The organism is Pseudomonas fluorescens (genome assembly GCF_902497625.1).
Lineage (GTDB): Bacteria > Pseudomonadota > Gammaproteobacteria > Pseudomonadales > Pseudomonadaceae > Aquipseudomonas > Aquipseudomonas fluorescens_BQ.
Window position 1 is genome coordinate 1 of record NZ_CABVGX010000017.1, and the last position, 25,495, is coordinate 25,495.

The 25,495-nt window shown below is 53.3% G+C and carries 25 protein-coding genes and 1 pseudogene; 16 read left to right on the forward strand and 10 right to left on the reverse strand.

Annotation, left to right across the window (positions count from 1 at the left end; all coding sequences use genetic code 11):
• Positions 1–374: 374 nt before the first annotated feature.
• On the reverse strand, positions 375–1,868 hold the full coding sequence (locus tag F8N12_RS12240) for a CoA-acylating methylmalonate-semialdehyde dehydrogenase (protein ID WP_150580667.1): 1,494 nt from the start codon (positions 1,866–1,868) through the stop codon (positions 375–377).
• A gap of 66 nt (positions 1,869–1,934) precedes the next feature.
• Positions 1,935–3,284: an aspartate aminotransferase family protein gene (locus F8N12_RS12245; protein WP_150580668.1), complete on the reverse strand. Its 1,350-nt coding sequence runs from the start codon at positions 3,282–3,284 to the stop codon at positions 1,935–1,937.
• A gap of 141 nt (positions 3,285–3,425) precedes the next feature.
• On the opposite strand from F8N12_RS12245, the gene F8N12_RS12250 reads away from it, so the two are divergent.
• From F8N12_RS12250 to F8N12_RS12260, 3 genes are all read left to right on the forward strand, one after another.
• Positions 3,426–4,346, forward strand: a complete 921-nt coding sequence (locus F8N12_RS12250; RefSeq protein ID WP_150580669.1) for a LysR family transcriptional regulator — start codon at positions 3,426–3,428, stop codon at positions 4,344–4,346.
• A 119-nt stretch (positions 4,347–4,465) separates the two neighbouring features.
• Positions 4,466–5,116 carry a TetR/AcrR family transcriptional regulator gene (locus F8N12_RS12255; RefSeq protein ID WP_150580670.1) on the forward strand — a complete coding sequence of 217 codons (651 nt, stop codon included), beginning with the start codon at positions 4,466–4,468 and terminating at the stop codon, positions 5,114–5,116.
• A gap of 7 nt (positions 5,117–5,123) precedes the next feature.
• Positions 5,124–5,705, forward strand: coding sequence for an IMPACT family protein (locus F8N12_RS12260; RefSeq protein WP_150580671.1), 582 nt, complete (start codon positions 5,124–5,126; stop codon positions 5,703–5,705).
• A 468-nt stretch (positions 5,706–6,173) separates the two neighbouring features.
• Here the strand turns inward: F8N12_RS12260 and F8N12_RS12265 are convergent, their stop codons facing one another.
• Positions 6,174–6,605 carry a hypothetical protein gene (locus F8N12_RS12265; RefSeq protein ID WP_150580672.1) on the reverse strand — a complete coding sequence of 144 codons (432 nt, stop codon included), beginning with the start codon at positions 6,603–6,605 and terminating at the stop codon, positions 6,174–6,176.
• Positions 6,606–6,687: 82 nt separating this feature from the next.
• Between F8N12_RS12265 and F8N12_RS12270 the strand changes: the two genes are divergently transcribed.
• The 3 genes from F8N12_RS12270 to F8N12_RS12280 all read left to right on the forward strand — a co-directional run bounded on the left by F8N12_RS12270 (position 6,688) and on the right by F8N12_RS12280 (position 9,339).
• Positions 6,688–7,038: a MerR family transcriptional regulator gene (locus tag F8N12_RS12270; RefSeq protein ID WP_150580673.1), complete on the forward strand. Its 351-nt coding sequence runs from the start codon at positions 6,688–6,690 to the stop codon at positions 7,036–7,038.
• 25 nt (positions 7,039–7,063) lie between these two features.
• Entirely contained in the window at positions 7,064–7,750 is a 687-nt protein-coding gene (locus tag F8N12_RS12275) for an SDR family oxidoreductase (RefSeq protein WP_150580674.1), read from the forward strand.
• A 230-nt stretch (positions 7,751–7,980) separates the two neighbouring features.
• Positions 7,981–9,339 (forward strand): 8-oxoguanine deaminase, encoded by a 1,359-nt coding sequence (locus tag F8N12_RS12280; RefSeq protein ID WP_150580675.1) that lies wholly within the window; start codon positions 7,981–7,983, stop codon positions 9,337–9,339.
• Positions 9,340–9,399: 60 nt separating this feature from the next.
• Here the strand turns inward: F8N12_RS12280 and F8N12_RS12285 are convergent.
• Positions 9,400–10,173 (reverse strand): annotated as a pseudogene (locus F8N12_RS12285) (calcium:proton antiporter); the annotation flags it as partial.
• Positions 10,174–10,302: 129 nt separating this feature from the next.
• Between F8N12_RS12285 and F8N12_RS12290 the strand changes: the two are divergent.
• The 5 genes from F8N12_RS12290 to F8N12_RS12310 all read left to right on the forward strand — a co-directional run bounded on the left by F8N12_RS12290 (position 10,303) and on the right by F8N12_RS12310 (position 17,389).
• Positions 10,303–12,492: a hypothetical protein gene (locus F8N12_RS12290; protein ID WP_150580676.1), complete on the forward strand. Its 2,190-nt coding sequence runs from the start codon at positions 10,303–10,305 to the stop codon at positions 12,490–12,492.
• A gap of 25 nt (positions 12,493–12,517) precedes the next feature.
• Positions 12,518–14,653, forward strand: coding sequence for a hypothetical protein (locus F8N12_RS12295; RefSeq protein WP_150580677.1), 2,136 nt, complete (start codon positions 12,518–12,520; stop codon positions 14,651–14,653).
• On the forward strand, positions 14,634–15,191 hold the full coding sequence (locus tag F8N12_RS12300) for a hypothetical protein (RefSeq protein ID WP_150580678.1): 558 nt from the start codon (positions 14,634–14,636) through the stop codon (positions 15,189–15,191). The genes F8N12_RS12295 and F8N12_RS12300 overlap by 20 nt, the downstream gene beginning before the upstream one ends.
• 269 nt (positions 15,192–15,460) lie before the next feature.
• Entirely contained in the window at positions 15,461–16,687 is a 1,227-nt protein-coding gene (locus tag F8N12_RS12305) for a hypothetical protein (RefSeq protein ID WP_150580679.1), read from the forward strand.
• Positions 16,688–16,837: 150 nt separating this feature from the next.
• Complete coding sequence (locus tag F8N12_RS12310; RefSeq protein ID WP_150580680.1) at positions 16,838–17,389, forward strand: hypothetical protein; 552 nt, start codon at positions 16,838–16,840, stop codon at positions 17,387–17,389.
• Positions 17,390–17,638: 249 nt separating this feature from the next.
• Here the strand turns inward: F8N12_RS12310 and F8N12_RS12315 are convergent, their stop codons facing one another.
• Positions 17,639–18,103 (reverse strand): hypothetical protein, encoded by a 465-nt coding sequence (locus tag F8N12_RS12315; RefSeq protein ID WP_050499462.1) that lies wholly within the window; start codon positions 18,101–18,103, stop codon positions 17,639–17,641.
• A gap of 477 nt (positions 18,104–18,580) precedes the next feature.
• Here F8N12_RS12315 and F8N12_RS12320 point away from each other — a divergent pair, with 477 nt between their 5' ends.
• The gene (locus F8N12_RS12320; protein WP_177049235.1) at positions 18,581–19,030 is read left to right on the forward strand and encodes a hypothetical protein; all 450 of its coding nucleotides are present in this window, start codon (positions 18,581–18,583) and stop codon (positions 19,028–19,030) included.
• Between the two features lie 229 nt (positions 19,031–19,259).
• Here F8N12_RS12320 and F8N12_RS27855 read toward each other — a convergent pair whose 3' ends face one another.
• The gene (locus F8N12_RS27855) at positions 19,260–19,457 is read right to left on the reverse strand and encodes a hypothetical protein (RefSeq protein WP_150580682.1); all 198 of its coding nucleotides are present in this window, start codon (positions 19,455–19,457) and stop codon (positions 19,260–19,262) included.
• Positions 19,458–19,475: 18 nt separating this feature from the next.
• Positions 19,476–19,883: a hypothetical protein gene (locus F8N12_RS12330; protein WP_099455446.1), complete on the reverse strand. Its 408-nt coding sequence runs from the start codon at positions 19,881–19,883 to the stop codon at positions 19,476–19,478.
• Positions 19,884–20,155: 272 nt separating this feature from the next.
• Here F8N12_RS12330 and F8N12_RS28110 point away from each other — a divergent pair, with 272 nt between their 5' ends.
• The 3 genes from F8N12_RS28110 to F8N12_RS12345 all read left to right on the forward strand — a co-directional run bounded on the left by F8N12_RS28110 (position 20,156) and on the right by F8N12_RS12345 (position 21,565).
• Positions 20,156–20,671, forward strand: a complete 516-nt coding sequence (locus tag F8N12_RS28110) for a hypothetical protein (protein WP_318181643.1) — start codon at positions 20,156–20,158, stop codon at positions 20,669–20,671.
• A gap of 211 nt (positions 20,672–20,882) precedes the next feature.
• Positions 20,883–21,092, forward strand: a complete 210-nt coding sequence (locus F8N12_RS27860) for a hypothetical protein (protein ID WP_150580683.1) — start codon at positions 20,883–20,885, stop codon at positions 21,090–21,092.
• On the forward strand, positions 21,089–21,565 hold the full coding sequence (locus tag F8N12_RS12345) for a hypothetical protein (protein WP_150580684.1): 477 nt from the start codon (positions 21,089–21,091) through the stop codon (positions 21,563–21,565). Before F8N12_RS27860 ends, F8N12_RS12345 begins: the two co-directional genes overlap by 4 nt.
• 177 nt (positions 21,566–21,742) lie before the next feature.
• Here the strand turns inward: F8N12_RS12345 and F8N12_RS12350 are convergent, their stop codons facing one another.
• Together F8N12_RS12350 and F8N12_RS12355 are read right to left on the reverse strand one after the other, a co-directional pair.
• Positions 21,743–23,125, reverse strand: coding sequence for a heavy metal sensor histidine kinase (locus F8N12_RS12350; RefSeq protein WP_150580685.1), 1,383 nt, complete (start codon positions 23,123–23,125; stop codon positions 21,743–21,745).
• The gene (locus F8N12_RS12355) at positions 23,122–23,805 is read right to left on the reverse strand and encodes a heavy metal response regulator transcription factor (protein ID WP_096143229.1); all 684 of its coding nucleotides are present in this window, start codon (positions 23,803–23,805) and stop codon (positions 23,122–23,124) included. The genes F8N12_RS12350 and F8N12_RS12355 overlap by 4 nt, the downstream gene beginning before the upstream one ends.
• 257 nt (positions 23,806–24,062) lie before the next feature.
• Here F8N12_RS12355 and F8N12_RS12360 point away from each other — a divergent pair, with 257 nt between their 5' ends.
• Entirely contained in the window at positions 24,063–24,509 is a 447-nt protein-coding gene (locus tag F8N12_RS12360; protein WP_103451573.1) for a DUF411 domain-containing protein, read from the forward strand.
• 50 nt (positions 24,510–24,559) lie between these two features.
• Here the strand turns inward: F8N12_RS12360 and copD are convergent, their stop codons facing one another.
• The gene (gene copD, locus F8N12_RS12365) at positions 24,560–25,495 is read right to left on the reverse strand and encodes a copper homeostasis membrane protein CopD (protein WP_103451574.1); all 936 of its coding nucleotides are present in this window, start codon (positions 25,493–25,495) and stop codon (positions 24,560–24,562) included.

Sequence of the window (25,495 nt, forward strand, 5' to 3'; positions counted from 1 at the left end):
AATCCTTAACAACTTCAACCACTTGCGCTTCCGATCTCTCGTTAGCGGGAGGCGAATTCTACAGCGTTACTCGCTGCTGTCAACACCTCTTTTTCTCCGCTTTCGACCGAGAAGATCGAATCGTTAAAAGAGCCAAACAACACCGCTCTTCCAACTCCTTCCAGGCTTCGATGATCTGAAGCAAGCTCGCCGTCGAAAACCGCGTAACTCTTTGTTTACCAAGGAGTTTTCCGTTTCGACTGCGCCGGAAGTGGGGCGAATTATAGACTTCCAGAATCTGCCGTCAACACCTATTTTCACATTTCTGTCATATAGGTCAGAAAAGCCCTGAAAAGCAAAGGCCGAGCCCCAATGGGCTCGGCCTTCATCGCCCATTACAAGCTAGGGAAGGCGAATTGCGAGGCTTCATGGCTGGCACGCTGCGGCCAGCGTTGGGTAATCGCTTTGCGACGTGTATAGAAGCGTACGCCATCCGGGCCATATGCGTGCAGGTCGCCAAACAGCGAACGCTTCCAGCCACCAAAGCTGTGATACGCCACTGGCACCGGCAACGGCACGTTAACGCCGACCATGCCAACTTCGATCTCGTCGCAGAACAACCGCGCCGATTCGCCATCGCGGGTGAAGATGCAGGTGCCGTTGCCGTACTCGTGATCATTGATCAGTTGCATGGCCTCTTCCAGGCTGTTCACCCGGACAACACAGAGCACCGGCCCGAAGATCTCTTCTTTATAGATACGCATCTCTGGCGTGACGTTGTCGAACAGGCAGCCGCCCAGGAAGAAACCGTCTTCGTTCCCCGCCACGCTCAAGCCACGGCCGTCGACCACTAATGAAGCGCCAGAAGAAACGCCGTCTTCTATATAGCCGCTGACCTTGTCCCGAGCCTGTGCGGATACCAACGGCCCCATGTCCAGACCGCACGATGTGCCGGCACCAATCTTCAGCGCCTTGATTTGCGGCACCAACTTCGCCACCAATGCGTCTGCGACCTGGTCGCCGACACACACAGCCACCGAGATTGCCATGCAGCGCTCACCGCAAGAACCGTATGCCGCGCCCATCAGTGCGCTGACGGCGTTGTCCAGATCGGCATCCGGCATCAGTACTGCGTGGTTCTTCGCGCCGCCCAGTGCCTGAACGCGTTTGCCGCGCTTGGTACCTTCGGCGTAGATGTATTCGGCAATCGGCGTCGAGCCGACGAAACTCAGCGCTTTGACTTCCGGCGCTTCAATCAAGGCATCGACCGCAGCCTTGTCACCATGGACAACGTTCATCACGCCTTTAGGCAGGCCGGCTTCCAGCAACAACTGAGCGATCAACAGCGTCGAGCTCGGATCCCGCTCCGACGGTTTCAGGATGAAACAGTTGCCGCAGACGATGGCCAGCGGATACATCCACAACGGCACCATCGCCGGGAAGTTGAACGGAGTGATACCAGCCACTACGCCCAATGGCTGGAAGTCCGACCATGCATCAATGTTCGGCCCGACGTTGCGGCTGTATTCACCTTTGAGAATTTCTGGCGCTGCACAGGCATATTCGACGTTTTCGATGCCGCGTTTCAGTTCACCTGCCGCATCTTCCAGAGTCTTGCCGTGTTCTTCACTGATCAGTTGCGAGATACGTGCTTCGTTCTGTTCCAGCAATTGCTTGAAGCGGAACATCACCTGAGCACGTTTGGCCGGCGGCGTGTTACGCCAGGCCGGGAACGCAGCCTTGGCCGCATCAATGGCTTTCTGAATGGTTTCGCGGCTGGCCAATGGCAGTTTGTGGATCGCCTGGCCAGTCGACGGGTTGAACACGTCGGCGGTGCGACCTTCTTCGGTCACCAGTTCGCCATTGATCAAATGCGGGATAAGGCTCATGCGGGGCTCCAGTAAAGTTGTACAAGCGCCCTTCACCGGGCGCTCTTATATATAGAGAGGGAAAAATCAGTCGATCTTGTTCAGCACTTCGCCGACCGCATCGAACAGGCGATCAAGGTCTTGCGGCTTGCTGTTGAAAGTTGGGCCAAACTGCAGAGTGTCGCCGCCGAAACGCACATAGAACCCGGCTTTCCAGAGTGCCATGCCCGCTTCGAAAGGACGCACGATGGCATCGCCGTCACGCGGAGCGATCTGGATTGCACCGGCCAGACCATAGTTACGAATGTCGATGATGTTTTTCGAACCTTTCAGACCGTGCAGCGCATTTTCGAAATGCGGCGCGACTTCGGCCACGCTCTGCACCAGGTTTTCCTTTTGCAGCAAGTCCAGTGCGGCCAAGCCAGCCGCACAGGCTACCGGGTGGGCGGAATAGGTATAGCCATGCGGGAATTCCACCGCGTATTCAGGCGTCGCCTGGTTCATGAAGGTCTGGTAGATCTCGGAGCTGGCGATCACCGCCCCCATGGGAATCGCACCGTTGGTGATTTGCTTGGCGATGCACATCAGGTCCGGGGTAACGCCGAAGCTGTCTGCGCCAAACATTGAACCGGTGCGACCAAAGCCGGTGATCACTTCGTCGAACACCAACAGAATGTTGTGCTGATCGCAGATCTCACGCAGGCGTTTCAAGTAACCCTGCGGCGGCACCAGCACACCTGCGGAACCGGCCATAGGTTCGACGAAAACTGCGGCGATGTTCGACGCGTCATGCAGCTCGATCAGCTTCAGCAACTCGTCTGCCAGAGCGATACCGCCCTCAGTCGGCATACCTCGCGAATAAGCATTGCTGGCCAGCAGCGTGTGCGGCAGGTGATCGACGTCCATCATCGCCTGACCAAACATTTTGCGGTTGCCGTTTACGCCACCGAGGCTGGTGCCGGCGATGTTAACCCCGTGGTAGCCACGGGCACGGCCGATCATTTTGGTCTTGGTCGCCTGACCTTTCAGACGCCAGTAGGCGCGGACCATTTTCACCGCCGTATCAGCGCACTCCGAACCCGAATCAGTGAAGAACACGTGATTGAGATTGCCCGGAGTCAAGTCGGTGATTTTCTCGGCCAGCTGGAACGACAGCGGATGGCCGTACTGAAAACCTGGCGAGTAATCGAGGGTGCCCAACTGCCTGGCAACGGCTTCCTGAATTTCCTTGCGAGTATGCCCGGCGCCGCAGGTCCACAGACCGGACAGCGAATCGTAAACCTGGCGACCCTTGTCGTCCGTCAGCCAACTGCCTTGCGCCGCCACTATCAGTCGCGGGTCGCGCTGGAAATTACGATTGGCGGTGTAGGGCATCCAGTGAGCATCGAGCTTTAGCTGGCTGGCCAGGGAAGACGGGGCGTTTTCAGGCAAGTTCATGGGACAAACCTCGCAGAGCAGATAAGCGACGTGGAGATGGAAAGCGTTCTTGCGACTAACTTGCCACGGCGATAAAGTCGGTGAAATCCAACTTTTCTAATGTTCAGTCTGCCCCCCACTAAACTTACGAGTAATAACAATATGAGCACTCGTCGCCCCGATCCGCTGGCTCAGGTCAGTGACTTTGATATTCGCTTGCTGCGTATATTCCGCAGCGTTGTGGAATGTGGCGGATTTTCTGCGGCGGAATCCGTGCTCGGCATCGGTCGCTCTGCGATCAGCCAGCAGATGAGCGACCTTGAGCAGCGCCTCGGTTTGCGTTTATGCCAGCGCGGTCGCGCGGGGTTTTCCCTGACCGAGGAGGGTCGCGAGGTTTACCAGTCCTCGTTGCAACTACTCAGTGCACTGGAAAGTTTCCGCACTGAGGTCAATGGCTTGCATCAGCATCTGCGGGGCGAATTGACCATCGGTCTGACCGATAATCTGGTCACCCTCCCCCACATGCGCATCACTCACGCCTTGGCGCAATTGAAGGAGCGTGGGCCTGACGTGCAAATCCAGATCCGCATGATCGCCCCCAACGAAGTCGAACAAGGTGTGCTCGACGGTCGCTTGCACGTAGGTGTTGTTCCGCAAGCCAGTGCGCTGTCCGGCCTGGAGTATCAGCCGCTGTACAGTGAGCGTTCGCTGTTGTACTGCGCGGTGGGTCATCCGTTGTTTTATGTCGATGACAAACAACTGAGTGACGAGCGCCTCGATAGTCAGGACGCGATTGCGCCGACCTTTCGCTTGCCGGCGGAAATTCAGGCGCATTATCAAGCGCTGAACTGCACCGCCAGTGCGTCCGATCGCGAGGGCATGGCGTTTCTCATTCTGACCGGGCGCTACATCGGTTATCTGCCGGATCACTATGCAAGCCTCTGGGTCCAGCAAGGGCGCTTGCGGGCGCTGAAACCCGGCGGCCGTTTTTATGACCTGAGCCTCGCATCGGTCACGCGCAAGGGCCGTCGCGCGCACCTGGTGCTGGAAAGCTTTCTGGAGAGTCTCGCCGCCACCCGCTGATACAGCGAAACCTGCAGGAGCAAGCTCTGCTCCCACAAGTCTCACGCGGCACTTGTCTCAAACCCGTTCGTGCGCTATCAACCTTAAGGCCGCACCCACTCATCTGTCCGGAAGTGCCTATGACCTTTGAAGTCCCAGCCCATGGCGGCAAACCTGCCAGCCGCATTCGTCAGAAGAACGAAGAGGCCATCATCAAAGCCGCCGAAGACGAGTTCGCCCGTCACGGGTACAAAGGCACGAGCATGAACACCATTGCGCTGAATGCCGGGTTGCCCAAGGCGAATCTGCATTACTACTTCACCAACAAGCTTGGGCTGTATGTGGCCGTGTTGAGCAACATCATCGAGTTGTGGGACAGCACCTTCAATACCTTGACGGCCGAGGACGATCCAGCAGAGGCATTGACGCGTTATATCCGCGCCAAGATGGAATTCTCCCGGCGCCAGCCACAAGCCTCGCGGATTTTTGCGATGGAGGTGATCAGCGGTGGGGAGTGTCTGACTGAATATTTCAATCAGGATTACCGGGCGTGGTTCCAGGGTCGGGCGGGTGTGTTTCAAGCCTGGATCGACGCTGGCAAAATGGACCCGGTCGACCCGGTGCACCTGATTTTTCTGCTGTGGGGCAGCACTCAGCATTACGCCGACTTCGCCACGCAGATCTGCCGGGTTACCGGTCGTAGCAAGTTGACCAAGCAAGACATGGCAGATGCAGGCGACAATCTGATCCGCATCATTCTCAAAGGCTGCGGCCTGACGTCAACTCAATAAGAGACTTATGCCTTTTACCCTCAGCGGTTTCAGCGAATTGCGCGAAGAGATTCGCAAAAGCCGCTTCATCACCTTTGCGGCTCCCATTGGCAGTGCCGCTGAAGCCCAAACGTTCATCGAGCAGCACAGTGATTTGAATGCCACGCACAACTGCTGGGCGTGGAAGTTCGGCGATCAGTACCGCAGTACCGATGATGGCGAACCGGGTGGGACCGCCGGGCGGCCGATCCTGGCGGCAATCGATGCGCAGGATTGCGATCAGGTAGCGGTGTTGGTGATCCGTTGGTACGGCGGCATTCAGCTGGGCACCGGCGGACTTGCCCGGGCATATGGCGGCGGCGCGAACAAGTGCCTGCAGGCGGCGGCGAAAGTCGAGTTGATCAACCGCGTGCCGGTAAGTTGCTCCTGTAGCTTCGCTGAACTGACGCTGTTGAAAATCCGTCTCGCAGAGCTGGGCGGATTGGTGGTGGATGAAACTTTCACTGCCAATGGCGTCGAACTGCAACTGGCTATCGGTGAAGCGCAGATCGAGACCCTGCAAAACCAACTGGCAGACCTGAGCCGGGGGCGGATTTTGTTGCGGCGTTAGACGTCCAGGATATCGCGACGTTTGGCAGCTCCTGGGAGCTAGCAGGGTGCACGCGCCGGATGGAATCACGCACTTGCCCACACCTACTGTGCACCCGACTGTGGATAACCTGAGCACATCCGGCTGTAACCCTTCTGTCATGCGGCTTTGCGGGCTTTGATCATTATTTGTTCAAAACGCCTGCTCTCTCGCTAAATTCACAATAAAACAAACAGTTAGACGCGTTTAGCACCTTTGGAACAAAGACCAGGGTTGCTTATGCCCTTCACTCCGGCTTGCGCACAAATACTGTGGAACAATCTGTGGATAACCCGTTTATCACTGCACCGGAAGTATGTCCGGCATAGGCTGCGCAGATCTGATCGTTTTTTGATCAAAGGGAGGTGAGCAAAATCAGGCGGGGCGCGTTTGAATCGCCCCATTGAGTCTTGATCACCACCCAAGCACTGCGTTGTCAAAAAGCTCAGCTCAGCCCGGTGGAATGTGGAGCGGGCTTGCCCGCGCAGGCATCCGCACTGGCAACGCCTGAGCCACGCCCCAGGCCAATTCAAAAAACAGGAAAATCACCAGCAGCGAACTGGCGCCATGCAGCAAGGCGTACAACTGCCACGCAGCAAACAGGAACCGCGCCACCGCGTCATATCGCCCATAAACCTCCTGTGGGTTACGTATGCGCAGCACTGCCCACACACAAACAACCGAGCCCAACAGATTCGCCATCAACATGTGCATGGGTTCGAACGGCGGCAGCGCTCCAGGCAAGTCGAAGGTCTGGCTGGCTTGTGTCAGCACGCCATGCAACGCTGCAAAACTCCACGGCGTGACAAAGGCTGCAGTGACGATCAAGTCATACCAGGCGCTGCCGCGCACCAAACGACGATATTGCAGTGAGGTCCACATCAGCATTGCTCCAGAAATTCGAGGAGCAACAAGGCTAAAGCCTGGAGTATGCTCCAGGGTCAAGCCCTCTTCCGAGACCAACATGCGCATCGGTGAATTAGCCCAGGCCAGCGCCGTCTCCCGCGACACATTGCGCTTTTACGAGCAGCGCGGACTGATTGCGGCGCAACGCAGCGCCAACGGTTATCGCGATTATCCGGACGAGATGGTGCAACTGGTGCAGTACATCAAGACCGCGCAACGCCTGGGTTTTACCCTCGGTGAAATCGGCAACAGCGTCGCCGCGATCTGGCAGTCGCCCACCCCCGATAGCGCTGTCACGCAATTGCTGCAAGACAAACTCAAACTGATCGAAAACCGCATGGATGAACTGGGTGCCTTGCGCAGCGAACTGCAACATCGGCTCGGTCAGCGTTGTCCATTAAATCCGTGATTCTCATTTATCAAGGAAGCCACTCATGTCTACGGCAAAAACCGCACTCATCATCGGCGCCTCGCGGGGCCTGGGCCTCGGGCTGGTGAAAACCCTGCTGGCCGATGGCTGGCAAGTTACCGCCACCGTGCGCAATCCGCAAAATGCCGATGCCTTGCAGGCGCTGGGCAATGTGCGCGTCGAAAAACTCGACATGGACGATCAGCAGGCAGTCATCGCTTTGAGCGAACAGCTCAAGGGGGAAGTGTTTGATTTATTGTTCGTGAATGCCGGGGTCAAGGGGCCGGATATTCAGACGCCGGGGGGCGCGACGCTGGCCGAAGTCGGTCAGTTGTTTTTCACCAATGCCGTGGCGCCGATCAACCTGGCTCAACGCTTTGTCGGGCAGATCCGTCCGCAGACCGGCGTGCTGGCTTTCATGAGTTCGGTGCTTGGCAGCGTGACCATGCCGGATGCGCCGGAAATGGCTTTATACAAGGCAAGCAAGGCGGCTTTGAATTCGATGACCAACAGTTTCGTGACGCAATTGGGTGAGCAGAAATTGACCGTGCTGTCGCTGCATCCGGGCTGGGTGAAAACCGACATGGGCGGTGACGGTGCGGACATTGACGTGGAGACCAGCACGCGCGGCCTGGTGGATCAGGTGAATGCCTACAGCGGCAAGGGTGGGCATCAATTTGTGAACTACAAGGGTGAAACGATTCCCTGGTAACCGCACATTTGTAGAAGCCGCCTTGCTGGCGATACGGCCATGCCGAGCAGATGCCATCGCCAGCAATCCGGCTCATACAGGATGTTGATCGTCTGGTCGGGCCGGGCTTGCCGACGGAGCAGTTTTGTCTGAAACTGCGCACCTCGTCCATCGCGGCGACCCTGGATCAGCAGACAGGGTAATCACTGAGCTGGCTAACCTGAACCCAACTTTCAGAGGAGCCGGCCAACATGCCTGCGACCCGTACCTGGTTAAAAAACCCTCTCGCCATTTTCACAGCCAACGGCCTCGATGCTCGTGGCGGCCTGGTTGTGCAAGACGGTTTGATCGTCGAAGTGCTCGGCGCCGGCCAGCAACCTTCGACGCCCTGTGGACAATATTTCGACGCTCGCGAGCATGTGATCCTGCCGGGCCTGATCAACACCCATCACCATTTCTATCAGACCCTGACCCGCGCCTGGGCGCCGGTGGTCAACCAGCCGTTGTTCCCATGGCTGAAAACCCTCTACCCGGTATGGGCTCGTCTGACCCCGGAAAAACTCGCACTGGCCTCGAAGGTAGCGCTGGCCGAATTGCTGCTGTCCGGTTGCACCACCGCCGCAGATCACCATTACCTGTTTCCGGAAGGTCTGGAGAATGCGATCGACGTGCAAGTCGAAAGCGTCCGCGAGTTGGGCATGCGCGCCATGCTGACTCGCGGTTCGATGAGCCTCGGCGAAAAGGACGGTGGCCTGCCACCGCAACAGACTGTACAGGAAGGCGAAGTGATCCTTGCTGACAGCGAGCGCCTGATCGCCGAATACCATGAACGTGGCGATGGTGCGCAAATTCAGATCGCACTGGCGCCGTGTTCGCCTTTTTCGGTGACCCCGGAAATCATGTCCGCCAGCGCCGATCTGGCAAATAAACTTGATGTACGCCTGCACACCCACCTTGCCGAAACCCTCGACGAAGAAGACTTCTGCCTGCAGCGTTTCGGCCTGCGCACCGTTGATTATCTCGACAGCGTCGGTTGGCTCGGGCCGCGCACCTGGCTGGCGCATGGCATCCACTTCAACCCAGACGAAATCGCTCGCCTCGGCGCCGCCGGCACTGGCATCTGCCACTGCCCAAGTTCGAACATGCGCCTGGCTTCGGGCATCTGTCCGACGCTCGATCTGACCGCTGCCGGTGCATTGCTCGGGCTGGGCGTGGACGGTTCAGCGTCCAACGATGCGTCGAACATGATGCTCGAAACACGTCAGGCGCTGTACATCCAGCGCCTGCGCTACGGCGCGGACAGGATCACCCCGGAGTTGGTTTTGGGCTGGGCAACCAAAGGATCGGCGAGTTTACTGGGGCGCACCGATATCGGTGAGCTGGCGGTCGGCAAACAGGCTGACCTGGCATTGTTCAAGCTGGATGAACTGCGCTTCTCAGGCAGCCACGATCCGGTGTCGGCCCTGTTGTTGTGCGGCGCGGATCGTGCGGATCGGGTGATGGTCGGCGGCAGATGGCGCGTGATTGACGGCCAGGTCGAAGGGCTGGATCTGAAAGGATTGATAGCCGATCACAGCCAGGCGGCTCGGCAGTTGATCGCGGGTACCTGACCCAACACACATCAAAAACTGTGGGAGCGAGTCCGCTCCCACATTTGCTCTTGTGGTGGTTCAGAGACCCAACAGCGACAACATGATAAACGTCGCGAACAGCACAAAATGGGTCATCCCTTCGATGGCATTGGTTTCGCCATCGTTGAGATTTATCGCGCTGACGATCAGGGTAATGAAGATCATCACCGTCTGTACCGGCGTCATTGCCATCTGAAAGGGTTGGCCGGTGTAGAGCGCCATCGCCTCCATTACCGGCACCGTCAGAATCACCGTCGACAACGATGCGCCCATTGCAATGTTGACCACTGATTGCATGCGGTTGGCCAACGCGGCACGCAATGCCGTCAGAATCTCCGGCGCGGCGGAAATGGCCGCCACCAGAATCGCGGTGATCACCGGCGGTGCCCCTGTCCCCTCCAGCCCCAGATCAAGGGTCTTGGACATCACCTCGGCCAAGGCACCGATCACCACCACGCCAAAGACCAATGTGCCAATGGAGAACGCGAGGCTGACCGGTTTCGGCTCGTTTTCCACGGGCTCCTTCTTGCGGCGTTTTTCCGGATAGCTGTAACTGAAAAAGTAGCTATGCGGGCCGACCTGCATGCGCAGGAACAGCGCGTAAAGCACGACCATCGCGCCAATGGTGAACCCGGAGTAAATTTTCCAGTTAGCCTGCGGAATAAACTCCGGCACCACCATCGACACGCCCATTGCCGTAAGAATCATCACGCTGTAACTGCGCGCCGAATCGTCGTTGTAGGACTGCTCGCCATGCTTGATTCCGCCCATTAAAGCGGCAAGGCCGAGGATGCCGTTGATGTCGAGCATTATGATTTTCTAGACACTTAACTGTGATGCAAACAATAAACACATTTATTTCAATAACTTATCAGGATTAATGACACTCATGATTTGACACCTCCCGCATCGAGTCTAGGCTCCAATCAAGGAGGGCTAGCGATGCTCAGCTACCGATTTACCGCCACCGGCAAGCTCCAGTTTTTCTGGCCCGCCGTAGACACTTCGTCTGGGGAGCGCACCTGCACTTTGTTGGTGCCTTCGAATGTGGCAGTTGACGCTGTTCAAATCCTTGCAAATGCCGTCGTAGTGCAGTGTGTAAGAGTCGCTGCTAAATCCTACGGGTGGTTTATTGAAGGCCTCAAACAGACCTTTAAATTCCTGGAGCGCTCACCAGAGTGCCACCTACCACCTCAAGACTGGGACGAATTCTTTGACCACTTTTTCGAGTCCCATCTTCACTCATCAAAAAAGAGAGCACTGAAGTCCACGCTTGTTTATTGGCAAAGTGTGGAAAGCTTATTTAAACAATCACGATCTGAAGGTTTGTTGCCGCTCACTGTAATTTTGCCTTCAGGTGGAGCGATGTCAGGTGTTCTAGACGGAATTGACACTCCCTTAGGACACGAACCCTCAATGGTTGGCATTCCCACCACTCCTGATGAGCTTTTACCTAAGATCTATCTCTGCAACGACAGTTTGCACCTTGAGGCTGATCAATACCTGCTAAAGCTCAAGACAAGGATGGAATTAGCAAGCAGAACCGTAGTTTCAGCCTGCACACAGTATTGGGACACAATGCTCAAATGCCACGAAAAAGGCAGAGAGTTAATTGATGAAATTCCGGTCGATGAAGTTCAGCGGATTATTAACGGGGGAGATTTTTTCGTAGATGGAGTGCACATTGCACATCCTGACAACCCTAAAGGTCTCAACTGGTTCCTTGCGGTAGCTAGGCACTATGCAGTGAATGATCTACAACTCAACACGGTTACAATTGACGCACTGCGGGGTCGCGCTTTTTTTCGGCGGCTTTTCAGCATTGATGGCGTTCGCAAGAAATTAGTTGCAAAGATGGTGGAAGCTGCTGGAGATTATGCGATACGCAAAAAAACGAAAAACGAAACCCTAAATCGCTTATTGGGTTTTCTATGCCCTCGTGATTGCGGTGCAGCTTGCTCAATTTTAATGAGTGAAAACCCTAAGTTTACTGCCGAAGCTATCGGAAACAGCACATTATATACTCGGGGCGGCAAGCCTTACATCAGAACTGAAGCTGATCTCGAAAGAATAATTTTCAGTGTAGACAAGCCACGTGCCGGTAAACGGAAGGTATCAGGACTACCTCCTCTCAGTGCGAAGATCGTGATGGACGTCATGGCATGCACCAAGGAGTTGCGTTCGCGGCTGATAGCCAGCGGCCATCCTGGATGGCGCAAAATGTTCATAATATCGACGAGAAACAAAATTGGTACATCGGGCGAAATACCCCAATCGCTTCACACTGGCTCTGGAGTTTCGTTATTTAAGGTCTTGATAGACGAACTCGCAATAGGAGGAATTCATAAAGATGGATTCACTCTCAAAAAGATTAGAGCGACCGAAGGAATAATCAGGTTTCTCGAAACTGGAAACTTAAGGGCCGTCGCCGACCTGCTAGGCAACAGTGTGGCCGTCGTAAAATCAAATTACATACCAGACTTTTTGAGGCTCAAATGGGCGACAAGAGGCCTGAGAATGATGCAGCAAAAGCTGATAATAGTCGCCACCGATGGTACGCCTTGGGAAGATGAGGCTACAGACTTCACATCGCCGGAAACGCGGGTAATATTTATCCAAAAAATGCTGAGGGATGCCGTAAACGGAGATGCCTTCAGTGAAATCATCAGGCAAAGATTTAAAGGGCATCTACGTAGTGGTGACGAATTAATAAAAGCTATTGAAGATCGTGAGCTCTTGATTATCTTATCACCTGAAAGTCTAGCAGCCCTGTACGCACATGAGGCCTCTATTCTTAATAAAGGTGCCACAGAACAAACCAGCGAACAGCCAAACACGCATTCGCCAACATTGCCCTCCCTTTCAAATGGTGATGATGGCTCAAAATACGCCAACATACCTGCTGAGGCAATTCCCGCTTTGGCGCGACTAATTCGTGCGTCAGCAACCATGTCGAAAGCAGATCTACAACTTTCGGAAAAAATCATAATCGATAAGTTATCCGGCGACGTGCAGTCGCAATTGGCCGCAACTCACATCGGAGCAATGGCTCTGCTCGATCAGCATAAGGATAAGGTGACCTTTGCTTATTCTATCCGTGCGCAACTCGGAGGGGATGATGCCGAGGTTTAAGAGCTTTAACAACGACGAGCTTCATATGAAAATGTTGTTAGCACGGTCAAAGGCTCGTTATGCATCAACGTTGGACTTCGAAGCCCACTGGTTGGTCGGTGGAGGAATTGGAAGTTCCGTATGGGAAACCATTTCACCAAATGGAACTCCGCTTACTGTCAGCTTTATGGATCCGCTCCCAGACGGAACCCTACTCAGCGACCAAGAAAATAGGATGCTGTTGGAAACGATTCAGAAATGGGCATTCTATCTGCGCAAGGGTCAAATCACCGAGTACACAATGGCTACCCCCCGCTGGGCCTATAACCTTTTATTCATTAAGAATATTGCTAGCTGGTTGGTTTTGCATGAGAAGGTTTATCGCCCTCGTATTCACGGATTTAGGCTATTTGATACAAATGCCTTTAAAGCACTCGTTTCTGAACTGAGTGAATGTGGTCTGAGTGGGGCACTTCAATACAAGGAGCGGATTATCTGTCATTTTCATTCGCTTCTCGAACACCCGATCCCGCTGGACTGCTTGCTTGACTCGCCCCATGACCTAGATAAACAATTCGTCAATGACATGGTCGAATGGTTACGTCAGCACGACAAATACATAACAAATCGTAAATCAGGAGTAACCTCCAAATGGACTCTGTCTCGGGTCTATTTGGGTTCTATACTCGGAATGAAGCTTAGTGCAACATCAAGCGACGATAATTTTAGAAGCTTTATTAGACAATTCGAGCCGGGGCTTTACCACCCCCACCTGCTTTTACCATCAAGTTCCATATCAGAATACCCTTCACAGAACATTATTGAACTTACCAAAGCCAGAGAAAAGCCAGTCAGCCAAGGAAACTTCACTGACCAACTTGAACATCTAGCAAATTTCTTCAGCGGCCATTCTGCCATTCCGTCGGACATCCCGGCAGTAACAATAGACAAAAAATCCGTTGTTGCTCAATTCAGACACATGTTAAGACGCCCTAGCCATACTCCACTTATACCATTGAGCATTGGGCTCCAAGTTATAAACGCTGCATGCGAATGGATTCTTGTGTATGGAAAAAGCATCGTTGAGGCAGCCATTTATTATAGCAAGGAAAGCGTCGACATCTCCTCAACACATGACATCTACGCCTCTGGAACCGCCAAACAACAGAGTTTCCTCATAACCAGAGATCAGTGGCTTACCACTCCGCTAGATGGGACACCACCCGTGTCCATTCATTCAATATTGGATATAACTCACTACGATGTAAAAGTAAATATGAGCGGCTCCGAGCGCATCCATAACATGCGCTCAGTTGTCAAAGCTTTCGTAGGAGCTTGTGCGATCATCATCGGAATGATGAAGCCCCTAAGACTCTCTGAACTCGCTTACTTACAAAGAGCCTGCCTAGGCAACGAAAACGATGGTGACGGGAGTTTTTTACAGCATGAGCAAGGTAAAAGTGGCCCTAAGGGGGAGCATAACATTGTAGATCGCCCTATTCCGTCAATATCTGCTCGAGCCATCCAGCTTCTCCAGCTAATGGGGCATCGTCTCACTGAAGTGTTTGATGACACTTCCACGCACTCCGAGCATTTATTCTACTTTCCCTCAAGGTCATTTACAGTGCCATCGGGTGAGGTTCTGGAGGATGCCGTAAATAACTGCATAAACACATTTTGCGACTACATAAAAACACCTGTAGACGAACTCGGTCGCCGCTGGTATCCACGCGTACATGAAATGCGAAAATTTTTCATGCTGACTATGCATAGGCATGAAGGAAACGCAATAAAGCCGCTACTAGGTTACGGCGCCGCACACAAAGATAAGTCACACGTAGATTCATATGTGGCTCCTGACGAGAGCTATGACACCTATGTCCGATACGAGTCTGAGTGTATTGAAGACCGCCTCCTTTCATTGGAGGCAGGAGCACTCGACCCTACTCAACGACAAGGGTTGTTGGCACTCTACCAACATACCCTTACCCACTTCGGGGTATCGAGCATATCGTCCATCATACCCAAAGATTACCTCGATCTCATTATGGAAATCCGTGAGTCGGGTGATTTTGAAGTTACTACATTTACCATCAAGCTCACCGGCTACGCCGAAAATGTCACTGCAATAGACTTCGCAATCCGCTTCGGAGCAATGACTGATGAGAGATTTAATAAATAACAATATAATCGCGCGATTCCGCTGGCTTGAAGCGATAAAGTCCAGGTCAATATCTGTGACAAAAAAACAAGCACAAGCTATATCTTCAATGAAAGAATTCTGTCATCTCGAAGTGCCTGATCATTTCACCAAAATCGCATACAACACTCTAAAATCAAGAACAACAAGTGGAAAAATACAGGAGCTTAATGTACCAGGAGCGAACCAATGGGACTATGTTAAACTCCTTCGACAAGAGGCGGCAGAAACCGTTCCTAAATCGGAAGCGCCTTCGCCTAAATTTAATAACCCAGACTTACCTGAGCTTTATTCCACCGCGCTGCTTGAGGCCCATCTTTGCTCACTGGCCTATCTTGAAATATATCGTTTTCTAGAGGACTTAGTTTTCAGGACAACTGATGAAAACTCTGACTTATCAGAACTAATATCCAACCAACTTAAAATATGCTCAGCTAAATTTTCGAATATTGTCTCACCAGGGCTAATGACGTCAGAAGGGAGAAATTTTGAGCTGATTATCGGAGGTAAAGCGCCATGAGCATACAGCTATACGTGCTATTCAAAAACGTGAAACTACCTGATCACGCGATGCCAATTGCCGGCTCAAAGGATTACCGCATAATACGAAGAAACTATGAGAGCTTCGCAGTATTAAGATGGCCAGATGGCCGGCCTTGCCATCTAGCTACACTCTGGATGCAGTCTAAGCTTCAGCGCTCCGGCGGAAGGGACACACCTAATACATATTCGGCTCAGATAACCCCACTCATACGCTACTGCTACTCGAAAAAGATAAGTTTCCATGAAATGAATGATGAACTTTTCTATGAATTCACCCAGCAGTTAAAATGGGAGAAACGATTAGGGAAGTTTGGCACTGAAAGCAAGCGAATTAACAATACTTCAATCCAAATACAAAGCAGGGCGTTAGATTTGATGGAGTGGATCACTCGATCTTTCCCCGATTCCCTCGGAAAAGGTTTGGTTGGCGAGACGTCCCACTCGCGGATAATTGTCGAGTGGCGCTTAAATCGCTACACGGGCAAACGCTACATGTGGCATCGACATCTGATGGAAAGCGTTTCCGAAAAATTCGACAAAGCACCTATTCCTGAGAACTTCATAAGCAGTATTCAAAATGAGATTTTCAGAAAACACGACATTGCAAACTTACCGACCTCCTCCAAACGCAAGCTTAAAATTTTCCCTGATCTATTTATGGCACAAAACACGTATCTGTATGAACGACGGATGTTTTCTATTCGCCTAATGAAGTTAATGGGTCTTCGCCCCGAAGAACTTGTCGACATCCCGCTTGATTTAAACCAATCCGTGCTCAGCCGAAAATCCATTGCTGTTCCCACCAAAAAAAGAGGTAAGCCTGCCCCGATTAGATATTTCACGGTAACCTTGCGCGCAGCGTTGGACTTCAACAGATATCTAAAGGCTCGACTGACCTTCCTCCAACAGCTTAAGGATTTTGAATCAGCTCGTCCCCTTAGAAAACATCCTAACCTGCTGACACTCAATGATGCACTACTACTTGGAATCGATGGCCAACCACTCCAGAAACAAAGTTTGACGAAAGAATTCGATAGAATCTGTATTGACGCAGGCTTGGGGGCTGTAAGAACCTGTTTGTCTATGTTTCGTCACAGATTTATCACCAGGGAAATCCACTATCTTTTAGACGTCGCATTCGCTAAGGATGCCAAATTTAAAACACATTGGACGGAAGCTCTAAGAGATTCGATATGCGCACAAGTCCTTCCCAAAACAGGCCAAGCCAAGGAGAAATCGCTATGGCACTACTTTCATTATGAATACGACTTAATGACTCAAACTATTGGTTATACTAAAAGTATTGAGAACCGAGACAGACTGGAATCAGCGCAAGAGTCGCTGTTAAACCTGAAGCACGATAGTATTCTTCTCTCAAATGCGCCTATCACGGACAGGATACGGGAGCTTGAAGACGTAATTTACGCACTTCAGGCGGAGTTAATGAGTGGTTTACCACCCGTTACGCCTTGATGTGTCGGGTGAGGGCGTGGCCGGTTTTCACCTAGCATGGGCATTGTCGACCGGAAGGGCCTGCTCCCCTTATAGTGAGTTGATTAGCTCGCAACAACGGTCGATGGTGGACTGCCATTGCCTCAAATCATGCTCCATTGAGAGGATAATGTGGTGGTCTTCAATCGTCTCACAGCGTGGCTTTTCCACGACAAGCGCCCTGACTTTGAGAAAAAGCGTGAACGCGAGTTCATCCTGGCAGCGAACAGCTTGAAGACCCTTTCGGTCACCGACCGGGGCGGCATGTCTATCGACCCCGAAGAGCTGCGCGACCAGATAGTCGCCTCGCGTGAGCAGTTGAAGCATCTTGTCCACAGGCCAGAAGCGCCTAGCCGATCATTCAGAGCAGCGGCAGATGCCCAGGTGGAACAGTTAGTGAGTCCCACCTTAGAGGCTCAGGTGAGCGCCATGGACTGTATTGAGGTGGTGGCTTGGCGTCGGTTGCCCAGTGGCGCTGCCGCGCGCTACGTGTGCCTCCAGTCTACAAGTACGGGGCGATTCGTTGTCGCTACAGCCAGTCTGTTCACAGAGGCCATAGAGAGTCTCCCGACTTGGGTCGACGGCAATACCAACAGGCAAATTGCGAATGCCCTACAGCTCGGTGACCTCCAGTGGTACGCGACTATGAGCGAGGCTATGGATGCTTGGGATGCGGAGCTTTGATGACCCTGAGCTTTCAGTTGGGGCGCTCCCCTGCAGGGAGCGGCTGTCGTGCACCGAGCCCTTGCGATGCCAAGGTCTCGGCCCTTCGGGCTTCCATCCCACACGCCTGCGCGCTCCGCTTGCCATGCCTACCAGGCACGTGATCACCTGTCTTCGGTTCGAGCGGTCGCACACGCTGTGCTACATCCATACTTCAATGGACTCATCGCTTTCGCATAGGTGAGGGTAGGTATCCACCCCTCCGGTAGTTCAAGCTTCGAACAAAGCACGGCATGCGTTCATCAAAGCGGTTGCGTCATGGAGAGCTCGGTGGTGCCTAGTCGTGGGCAGTAGGCGATAAATGTCACTGGCAGCCTCCCGACCCACAAACACTTCCAAAGGCTTCAACTCGAAGGTCGGCATCAGGTCTGCTGCTTCGTAGAGGACATCGAGCCAAAAAACATCTTGAGGTGAGTCGCTGCAAAGCACCTGCCCTGAAAACAGCTGATTCATTCGTTCCGCCACGGTGGGTGGGGCATCACCTTCCTGAAGTAAATGATCCTGAGTAAGACCATGCATGTCTTGCGCATCGAACGACCAATGCGTCCAATAGCGGGCTGGCTTTATCAACGAACTGAACCAGGTTTCATTCGACACGACAGCCACCTCAATGGGATAGCTATCTGGGGCTATCCCTGATGCCTCGAAATCGATAAAAAAAGAAGGCCGTTCCACCTTGCTGCTCCTGTTTGAAGGTTGCGACTGTCCCTGCACAGCCGGGGAAAGACGGTTTTGATAAGCATGAAGTCGTCCCTAACAAACGGCGGGTAAGTCGTAAGGGTATGCTCGCAAGATACTGATTTCTCGTCGGAAAACCAAAAAACTGCCCCTTCATAACCTTGACCAACTGCACCCCATGGTCTTCATTTCTCGCAATCACCCAAGAGAGATGCTGGCATGACCTTTTCATCCTCGTTTCGCCCCGATAGCGCCCCCGTAACACTCGATGACACCTTCAACTACCTCATGTTGAGCTCTCTCCATTGGAACGACGCCGACCTCTAGGTGATGACAATAGCAGCCAAGCAGCGCTTCGCCGTCCTGGCCCTTCGGACTTCTATCCTCAAGCCTGCGCGCTCCGCCTGCCTAGTTGCATAACAAATCAGAAGTGCCCCCAAACAGGAGTTGCCATAGCTCCGCGAGAGGTCACTGATGCAACAGTCACCATACGTAATACATCGCGAAATCCTCCTCAACGGCATGTATGGAACAGCCTATCTGCTGCAAGAGCTCGTCCTCTATCAGCTTGATCCCGGTAGGTACACATTCGACATTGATGAGCATCGCGGAGGGTTCGACAGCGTCCATCTTCAGATCTATCAGGATATGAAGCAGTGGTACTGGGACAACGGCCCATCAAGCGCTGGCTTCAAAGACGTCGCCGAGGCACTTCAAGATAGGTACACCAGGCAAGCTCAAGAGAATCTAGAGGAGCTGTATCTCCTCCGAGCGATGCAGCCAAGCGATTTTCCTGCTGAGCCTGGCGAGATACCTGCAGACTCTCATAGGCATGCAGTTGAGCGAGCTGAGCTGCTTCACAGGGAGTATGTCGGCAAAGGATTCATTGACGAGTGCACATTGCCAGCAGCCCACCCATTCTGATCTCGAATCAATCAGAGGCGAGGCCGGCGATGGCATGGTTCTTTTGGAAAGACAACGCCTTTACGCTGATGCGCGATGCCTTAGCCAATCTGGACATCGAAGAAATATGGCGAGCACGGAAGCGTTAGTCTAAAAAAACACCTCTCAGAGCTATCTGACCGCTCTATCTAACAGGCCCATCGGATATGACCGCAAGCTTCCGCACTTCGATAAAGAGTTTCCACTGACATCAAAGCCTCCGCGCTGGCAAGCAATATATGAAATCGATAGACGTACTTAGCTCGTACTGCATGTGCTCAAAAACTCTGTCGAGACTTGGATGAGCTTTCGATTCTCGCAGGGCATTCACTAACCTCAATAGCTCCCGCCCATGAGCCACCGGCATTTGGATATCGCAATACACGGTGTCATCGCTGTCTCGTTCCACGTCTTTTCTCCGTCTGCATCAATCCAGCTTGGGCTTACTGCTGGCAGCTCTGTGTGCCTCGAGGTGCTGCATCTCTGATTCCCAACAAGCCAGGAATTTATACCAGTCCGCAGCGTAAGGCCCATCTAACAATCTGGTCGACCCGATACTCGCCTGATTGAAGCGCTCCCTCCAGGGCTGGGGGATAGTCTGCTCCAAAATGATGTCGATTCCGGAGTGGTGATACTGCACGGTGACACAATCCCGAAGCTGGTTGAGCTCAAGTGGCTTGTCAGCATGAGGGGAGTCTTTTCGCTCTTGAAGTTCAAGGTCATCAAGAATGGATAAGGGATCGAACGCCTTCGAATCGCCTGGAGATATGTTCGCAAGTACCCACAAAGCCTTTCGTCTCTTGGCCTCCAGTTCGCGGAGTTCATCGTCGGGCATTTGAGTTACCTCTTGTTGGCGTTGATGGCGTGCCGCCTGCGGCGTCAGGCTGCCGTGAATCGAGCCCCGCCAAGGCGGGTCTCGCCCCTGCGGGCTCGCATCCCTCACGCCTGCGCGCTCCGCTTGCTTGGTGTCTGAGCCTCTGTGAAGCATAGATCGCAACGCATCCTACCCTCATGATTCGGAGCTCGGCATCGCTATTCGAAGCGTTCTGTTATCGTTCTAAAAGTAATTTAGTCGCTCTTAGTCATCAGCCTTCTGGGGAGCCGGGAATGGACACAACTCGACGTGTACCAGGCAGAGCCTACCAAAAGGTTCGCGATCCCGAACGGCTGCTCATTGAAGAGCGCGCCGAAGCTCTATCCGCTGCCGGCTACCCGCTGCCAGCTGATGACCCGGCCATGTACGCCGAGCGAAGGCTGAAGGAGGCCAGAGCGGCAGCGCGTTCATCCCAGGTAGGTAGCATTAGCGAAAGCACTGCGGCTGAGCTCTCCGCAAGAGAGGTATGCCAGGTTCTAAGGGAGGCGATTTTCGGTCGAAGCGTTATGGGTAGGGTGGGTCATGAATCGTGGGACGAAATTTATGCCGGCCACTTCCAGATCAATGTAGATGGTTGGGAGATATCGATTTACAACGACTGCGATCAGCTCGACTACTGCGAACAATGCGTCAGTCCAGATGGGCGACACTGGTCGTTTGACTCCGGGGATCGCTTTGGCACTGATCCAGTTGCACTGCTCAGCACATGGGAACATCAGACACTTGAGCGGATGTTGAAGGAGTTGTAAGTCCGAATTGCCGTATCGTTGCGTGTCCCTGGAGGAACGGCTGTCGTGAACCAAGCCTTGTCGTAAACGCCAGCGTCTTGGCCCTGCGGGCTTCCATCCTCACGCCTTCGGCTGTCGCCTGCGCGCTCCGCTTGCTTTGATCATTCTTGAGTGGATAACGCGATGCTTTTGCTCCTGCTATTCTGCCGACTCTGACCATGGAGGTGATCAAGTGCAGAGTGAATATTCGCTATCAGATGTGCTGGAAAGGATGTACGAAAACCAGCTCGCCCTAGAGGCAGCCCTGATGGAGTTGACCCTCCACGTCGAGGCTCACGGTCATGCAGATGTTGGGAATAATGTCCGAGGTGCCCTCGAGACAATCGGCGAGAACTCGGGCCACATAAAACAGGGCTTGGCGCGTCTCAGCAAGCTCCCATGAGGCAGCCGCTCTTTGATTTTGATCTCAAACGCGTCTCACGCGAGCACTATATAACCGGCAAAGCTGCGATCAATTTTCCGCACGCTGGGAGCACTACTGGTGGGTGGCATTTTCTGTCGTACTTCGACCGCGAGACCGAGGTGTTGAAGGTGTCGCTGGCAGGTATCCACTATCCTGACACCACCAGTTTTTTTGGCGACGAAGGCATCGTTGATGTCACTGAGCAAATGGCGAAGCGTGGCTGGTCTGTAGAAAGTCGAAAGTTTTACATGGCGGATCACTACAGAGCTGCTGCAGATATGGTTGTCAGGTGGGCTCTTAGTGACTCAGATCACTGCAATGTCGAGATTGATGAGTGGTTTCCATCCCCTACCGATAAGCAAAGATTGCTCGATCTCCTGGATACCGGGGAGCCGCAGCTTCTTGAGATGGGCAGACTCAAAAAGGTAGAAGCCTGGCTTCACTCGCAGTAACGCTACCTCAGCATCTGCGGCATCAAGGCCACCCTAGCCAATCGAGGGAATGTGCTGTCGAACTTAAATTAGGTTTGCCCAACGAACGCGCTGGAGTTTTTCGCGTCATGGTTGCTTACTAGGAGCCAAAAACTGTTGTCATTGCGAAAAGCACATCCCTCCTCGTTGCTTTTACTCTTAGTCTGCAGGCCACGCAGCTAAGCGGATCACAAAGGTCGTATGGCCTTCTCTGGAGACGCATCCGACGGTGCCGTCATGGGCGTCTACCAATGATTTGACGATTGCCAAACCTAGCCCGGCATTGTTTGTAGCACCATCTCTACGTGCGGGATCAGCTCTGTAAAAGCGGTCAAACAGGCGGGGCAGATGCTCTGCTGCTATCTCCTCTCCGGGGTTCGTCACTGACACGCTGATCATGCTACCCAACGACTCGATTTTTACGGAGACAGTGCAGTCAGGAGGGGTATACCTAAGCGCATTAGAAAGTAAATTCGAGATCATCCTATCCAACATCGTACCGTCACCATAGACCGCGCCGTGTCCGGAGACTTGTAGCTTTACTCCGGTGTCCTCTGCCAGCAACTGGTAATACTCGAAGAGTTTTTCGACCACCGAACGCAACTCGACTTTCTCTTTGGCAGGTAGAACCAGACCGTTGTCCGATTTTGCCAAGAAAAGCATGCCGTCAATAATGCTGGAGAGCCGGTTGAGATCCTCCAGGTTGGAATAGAGATTCTCTTCATAAGTGTCCGGCGCACGCTTCTTTGAGAGGATGACTTCGGTGTGCGTGCGCAGATTGCTGATAGGGGTTCGTAGCTCGTGCGCAATATCGGCTGAAAAGTTGGACAGCCGAACAAAAGACTCTTCAAGGCGAGCAAGCATGGCGTTGAACGAAGAGACAAGGCTCTCAAGCTCACGAGGCACCGAGTCCATCGGGATGCGCTCTTTCAGCGAACCGGCTGACATTGAGGCCGCGACTTGCGTCACTTGTGCGACCGGCTTCAACCCGCTCCGCGCCACCAGCCACCCTAAGGCTGCGCTGACTAGAGCGCTGATAGCCAGCCCAATGACCAGCCACCAACGCAAAGTTTCAACGAAGTGCATGTGACTGGTGATATCCATACTCAACCAGGCAGTTAGTGGCTCAGTTTCATTCACTAAATGAACTTGTGCCCTCATGCCTCTGTACATATGGCCGCCAGCAGTCCACTCCGACATGTCCTCCACTGCCTCATGAGCGGCAGCAGGAGGTTGTGCAGCGCCGTTGGGGGTAGCGAAGATCGTCCTTCCACCTTTGGTGACAATCGATGCTGAAAGCTCCTGATGGGCACCTAGCAGGGCTTGCAGTTGCAACACCACCTCTGAAGTGTCTACGGAGCCAGCTTCGCCATCCATGATTTGCCGAATGGATTCGAGCTTTTCCATCATGAGTTGACGGTCGAGGCCTTTGAAGTGGTGACGACTGAACGCATCGAAGGTAAAGCCAGCTACAACCAGCACGGCAACGACTGCACAGACGAACATCATGCTCAAACGAAGGGTAAGAGATGCTCGCTTCATTCTGTGTCAGGAGCGTCTAGCATGTAGCCCATTCCCCTCGTCGTCTGAATCAGCTTGGTGTCGAAATCATCATCGATTTTGGCCCGGAGCCGGCGAATTGCTACTTCGATCACGTTGGTATCACTGTCGAAGTTCATATCCCAAACCTGCGATGCGATCAGTGATTTTGGCAGGACTTCCCCTCTACGGCGCATAAGGAGTTCTAAGAGGGAGAATTCCTTTGCGGTGAGGTCAATACGTCGACCTGAGCGTGAGGCACGGCGCTTTAGTAGGTCGACCTCCAAATCCCCGATCTTGATAGATGTCTGGTTGGGCACGGCGGATCCACGTCGAAGCAAGCTTCTGACGCGAGCTAGTAACTCGGAAAATGCGAAGGGTTTAACGAGATAGTCGTCCGCGCCCAACTCCAAACCTTTGACCCGATCATCGACTCCATCCCTGGCCGTTAGAAAAAGCACAGGGACTGAGCTCCCGGATGCACGTACACCCCGGATGACTTCCCAGCCATCAACGCCCGGCATCATCACGTCCAGAATCAGGAGATCGTAGGTCTCGCTCAGCGCTTGATGTAGCGCCTCCGTTCCCGTCACAACCCGGTCGACAGTGAAGCCAGCCTCCACCAGACCCTGCTGTAGGTATATTCCGATTTTGGGTTCGTCTTCTGCGACCAAGAGTTTCATGAGCGGGCTCCGGTTTTGCGGTGTTCTAGTGTGCTACCAATCTGACAACTGTGCGCAAGCTTACGTAAATGTAATTGCCTCAACAGCCAACGGTTAACTCCCAGTTACGACAGGCCGGCTTCCGATGACACCAGCTAGCGGGCGGCTTACAGAAATGTAATCGCGATCTGATTTTTTGCGCTTAACCTACGTGGCAGAGGGTGCGGATGCCAAAGGCATAAAGAGTGACCGCACTAAAACGTGATGAGGTGCATCGAATGTCCAAACGAAAGCTTTTGGTCGCTATGGGGTTGGTGATGTGTGGCATCGCGCAGGCCGCTGAGCCGCTCACAATTGACGTGCATCGTGACGCGAATTGCGGTTGCTGCAAGGAATGGGTCAAGCACCTTGAATCGAATGGATTCAAGGTAGTCGACCACGTAGAAAGCAATATGAGCGCTATTAAGCAAAGCTTAGGGGTGCCGCAGGAACTCGCGTCATGCCATACGGCTGTTATCGACGGCAAGTTTGTTGAGGGGCATGTCCCAGCTGATGAAATCAAGAAGCTGAGTGGTCGCTCCGAACTCGCGGGAATCGCAGTGCCAGGTATGCCCGCAGGTTCTCCCGGCATGGACTACGACCAGAACCATCAACCCTATCAAGTCCTGGGGGTTACCAAGGCGGGAGCGCAAGAAGTGGTTGCTGATTACCCCGTCAGCCGATAATCAGGCTCGGATCTGGGCGGCTTCGGGGTTGCTCAGATCTAGCTGCTAGCTCACCCTTGAGCCATATCGATTGAAGGGCTCAATGTTCCTAGCCACGCCACCAAGCAGACGATAACCACAGCACAGGTTGACTCAATAAGTACGCTTTTTCTCAAAGCAGTCGCTGCCAGGGAATACTCACCGGCCTCCACAGAGCGCTCGAGTGAAGGACTCAGGTAAAAACGATTGAGGGTAGCCAGCCCGATCATGCACCCAAAAAGCAGGATTTTTAAAAGCAGAAGGACGCCATAGGTGCTGGTTAAAACTTCTAGCAACGTCGGCCCGACAATGAAGAGATAGTTAGCGATGCCCGTGACTATGATCGTACCGACAATGAACGCGCCTGCTGTTTCGAAGCCCTTGAGCGCTCGTGACAGCACTCGTACGAGTTGCTCCGAATTAGACCTCCTAATGCTCAACATCAAGCCAAACGCCGCGAGAGCTCCGATCCAGCCGCCAGCGGCGAGAAGGTGCAGAATATCAGCCGTAAAGTGCCAGAATCGCTGAGTACCTTCGTCCATCGCCCCATGACCTGTCCACGCGAGCGTAGACAAAGCGATGCCGCCTGCCAAGGTCGCAACCCCGAGGCTCCATGTTGGCCATCTTGCGCTCTGACTTGCGACAAAAATCACCGCTGCCAGCGAGATCATGCGCGTCACCCAGCTATATCCAATCTCAGTCTCGTACAACATCATTTCCAGATGAGGTCGCAGCTCCGCCCAGTCGGATGCGCCGCTCATATTTTTTGCCATGACGATGAAGGTGGCTATCGACAAAAACACACCAACAGCAGCGATGCCAGGTAGTAGCGACCCAAAATGCAACACCGCGCCTGATACGCGCTCTTTTCCCCGAAAGCTGTAAAGCCCGAAGACTGCTAGGCCGAACAGGAGCATCAGGTCTAAGTAGAGCGCGAATCGCAGTACCACATTTAATGAGTCGCTCAT

Excerpts from the sequence above, each read along its gene's own strand:
- F8N12_RS28110 (WP_318181643.1), top strand. The coding sequence starts at position 20,156 with ATGGACACAACTCGACGTGTACCAGGCAGAGCCTACCAAAAGGTTCGC.
- F8N12_RS12330 (WP_099455446.1), bottom strand. The coding sequence starts at position 19,883 with ATGCCCGACGATGAACTCCGCGAACTGGAGGCCAAGAGACGAAAGGCT.
- F8N12_RS12260 (WP_150580671.1), top strand. The coding sequence starts at position 5,124 with ATGCCTTTTACCCTCAGCGGTTTCAGCGAATTGCGCGAAGAGATTCGC.
- F8N12_RS12345 (WP_150580684.1), top strand. The coding sequence starts at position 21,089 with ATGAGGCAGCCGCTCTTTGATTTTGATCTCAAACGCGTCTCACGCGAG.
- F8N12_RS12305 (WP_150580679.1), top strand. The coding sequence starts at position 15,461 with ATGAATGATGAACTTTTCTATGAATTCACCCAGCAGTTAAAATGGGAG.
- F8N12_RS12350 (WP_150580685.1), bottom strand. The coding sequence starts at position 23,125 with ATGAAGCGAGCATCTCTTACCCTTCGTTTGAGCATGATGTTCGTCTGT.
- F8N12_RS12275 (WP_150580674.1), top strand. The coding sequence starts at position 7,064 with ATGTCTACGGCAAAAACCGCACTCATCATCGGCGCCTCGCGGGGCCTG.
- F8N12_RS12250 (WP_150580669.1), top strand. The coding sequence starts at position 3,426 with ATGAGCACTCGTCGCCCCGATCCGCTGGCTCAGGTCAGTGACTTTGAT.
- F8N12_RS12245 (WP_150580668.1), bottom strand. The coding sequence starts at position 3,284 with ATGAACTTGCCTGAAAACGCCCCGTCTTCCCTGGCCAGCCAGCTAAAG.
- F8N12_RS12295 (WP_150580677.1), top strand. The coding sequence starts at position 12,518 with ATGAAAATGTTGTTAGCACGGTCAAAGGCTCGTTATGCATCAACGTTG.
- F8N12_RS12320 (WP_177049235.1), top strand. The coding sequence starts at position 18,581 with ATGCAACAGTCACCATACGTAATACATCGCGAAATCCTCCTCAACGGC.
- F8N12_RS12255 (WP_150580670.1), top strand. The coding sequence starts at position 4,466 with ATGACCTTTGAAGTCCCAGCCCATGGCGGCAAACCTGCCAGCCGCATT.
- F8N12_RS12240 (WP_150580667.1), bottom strand. The coding sequence starts at position 1,868 with ATGAGCCTTATCCCGCATTTGATCAATGGCGAACTGGTGACCGAAGAA.
- F8N12_RS12280 (WP_150580675.1), top strand. The coding sequence starts at position 7,981 with ATGCCTGCGACCCGTACCTGGTTAAAAAACCCTCTCGCCATTTTCACA.
- F8N12_RS12360 (WP_103451573.1), top strand. The coding sequence starts at position 24,063 with ATGTCCAAACGAAAGCTTTTGGTCGCTATGGGGTTGGTGATGTGTGGC.
- F8N12_RS12290 (WP_150580676.1), top strand. The coding sequence starts at position 10,303 with ATGCTCAGCTACCGATTTACCGCCACCGGCAAGCTCCAGTTTTTCTGG.
- F8N12_RS12300 (WP_150580678.1), top strand. The coding sequence starts at position 14,634 with ATGAGAGATTTAATAAATAACAATATAATCGCGCGATTCCGCTGGCTT.
- F8N12_RS12355 (WP_096143229.1), bottom strand. The coding sequence starts at position 23,805 with ATGAAACTCTTGGTCGCAGAAGACGAACCCAAAATCGGAATATACCTA.
- F8N12_RS12265 (WP_150580672.1), bottom strand. The coding sequence starts at position 6,605 with ATGTGGACCTCACTGCAATATCGTCGTTTGGTGCGCGGCAGCGCCTGG.
- F8N12_RS12270 (WP_150580673.1), top strand. The coding sequence starts at position 6,688 with ATGCGCATCGGTGAATTAGCCCAGGCCAGCGCCGTCTCCCGCGACACA.
- copD (WP_103451574.1), bottom strand. The coding sequence starts at position 25,495 with ATGAGCGACTCATTAAATGTGGTACTGCGATTCGCGCTCTACTTAGAC.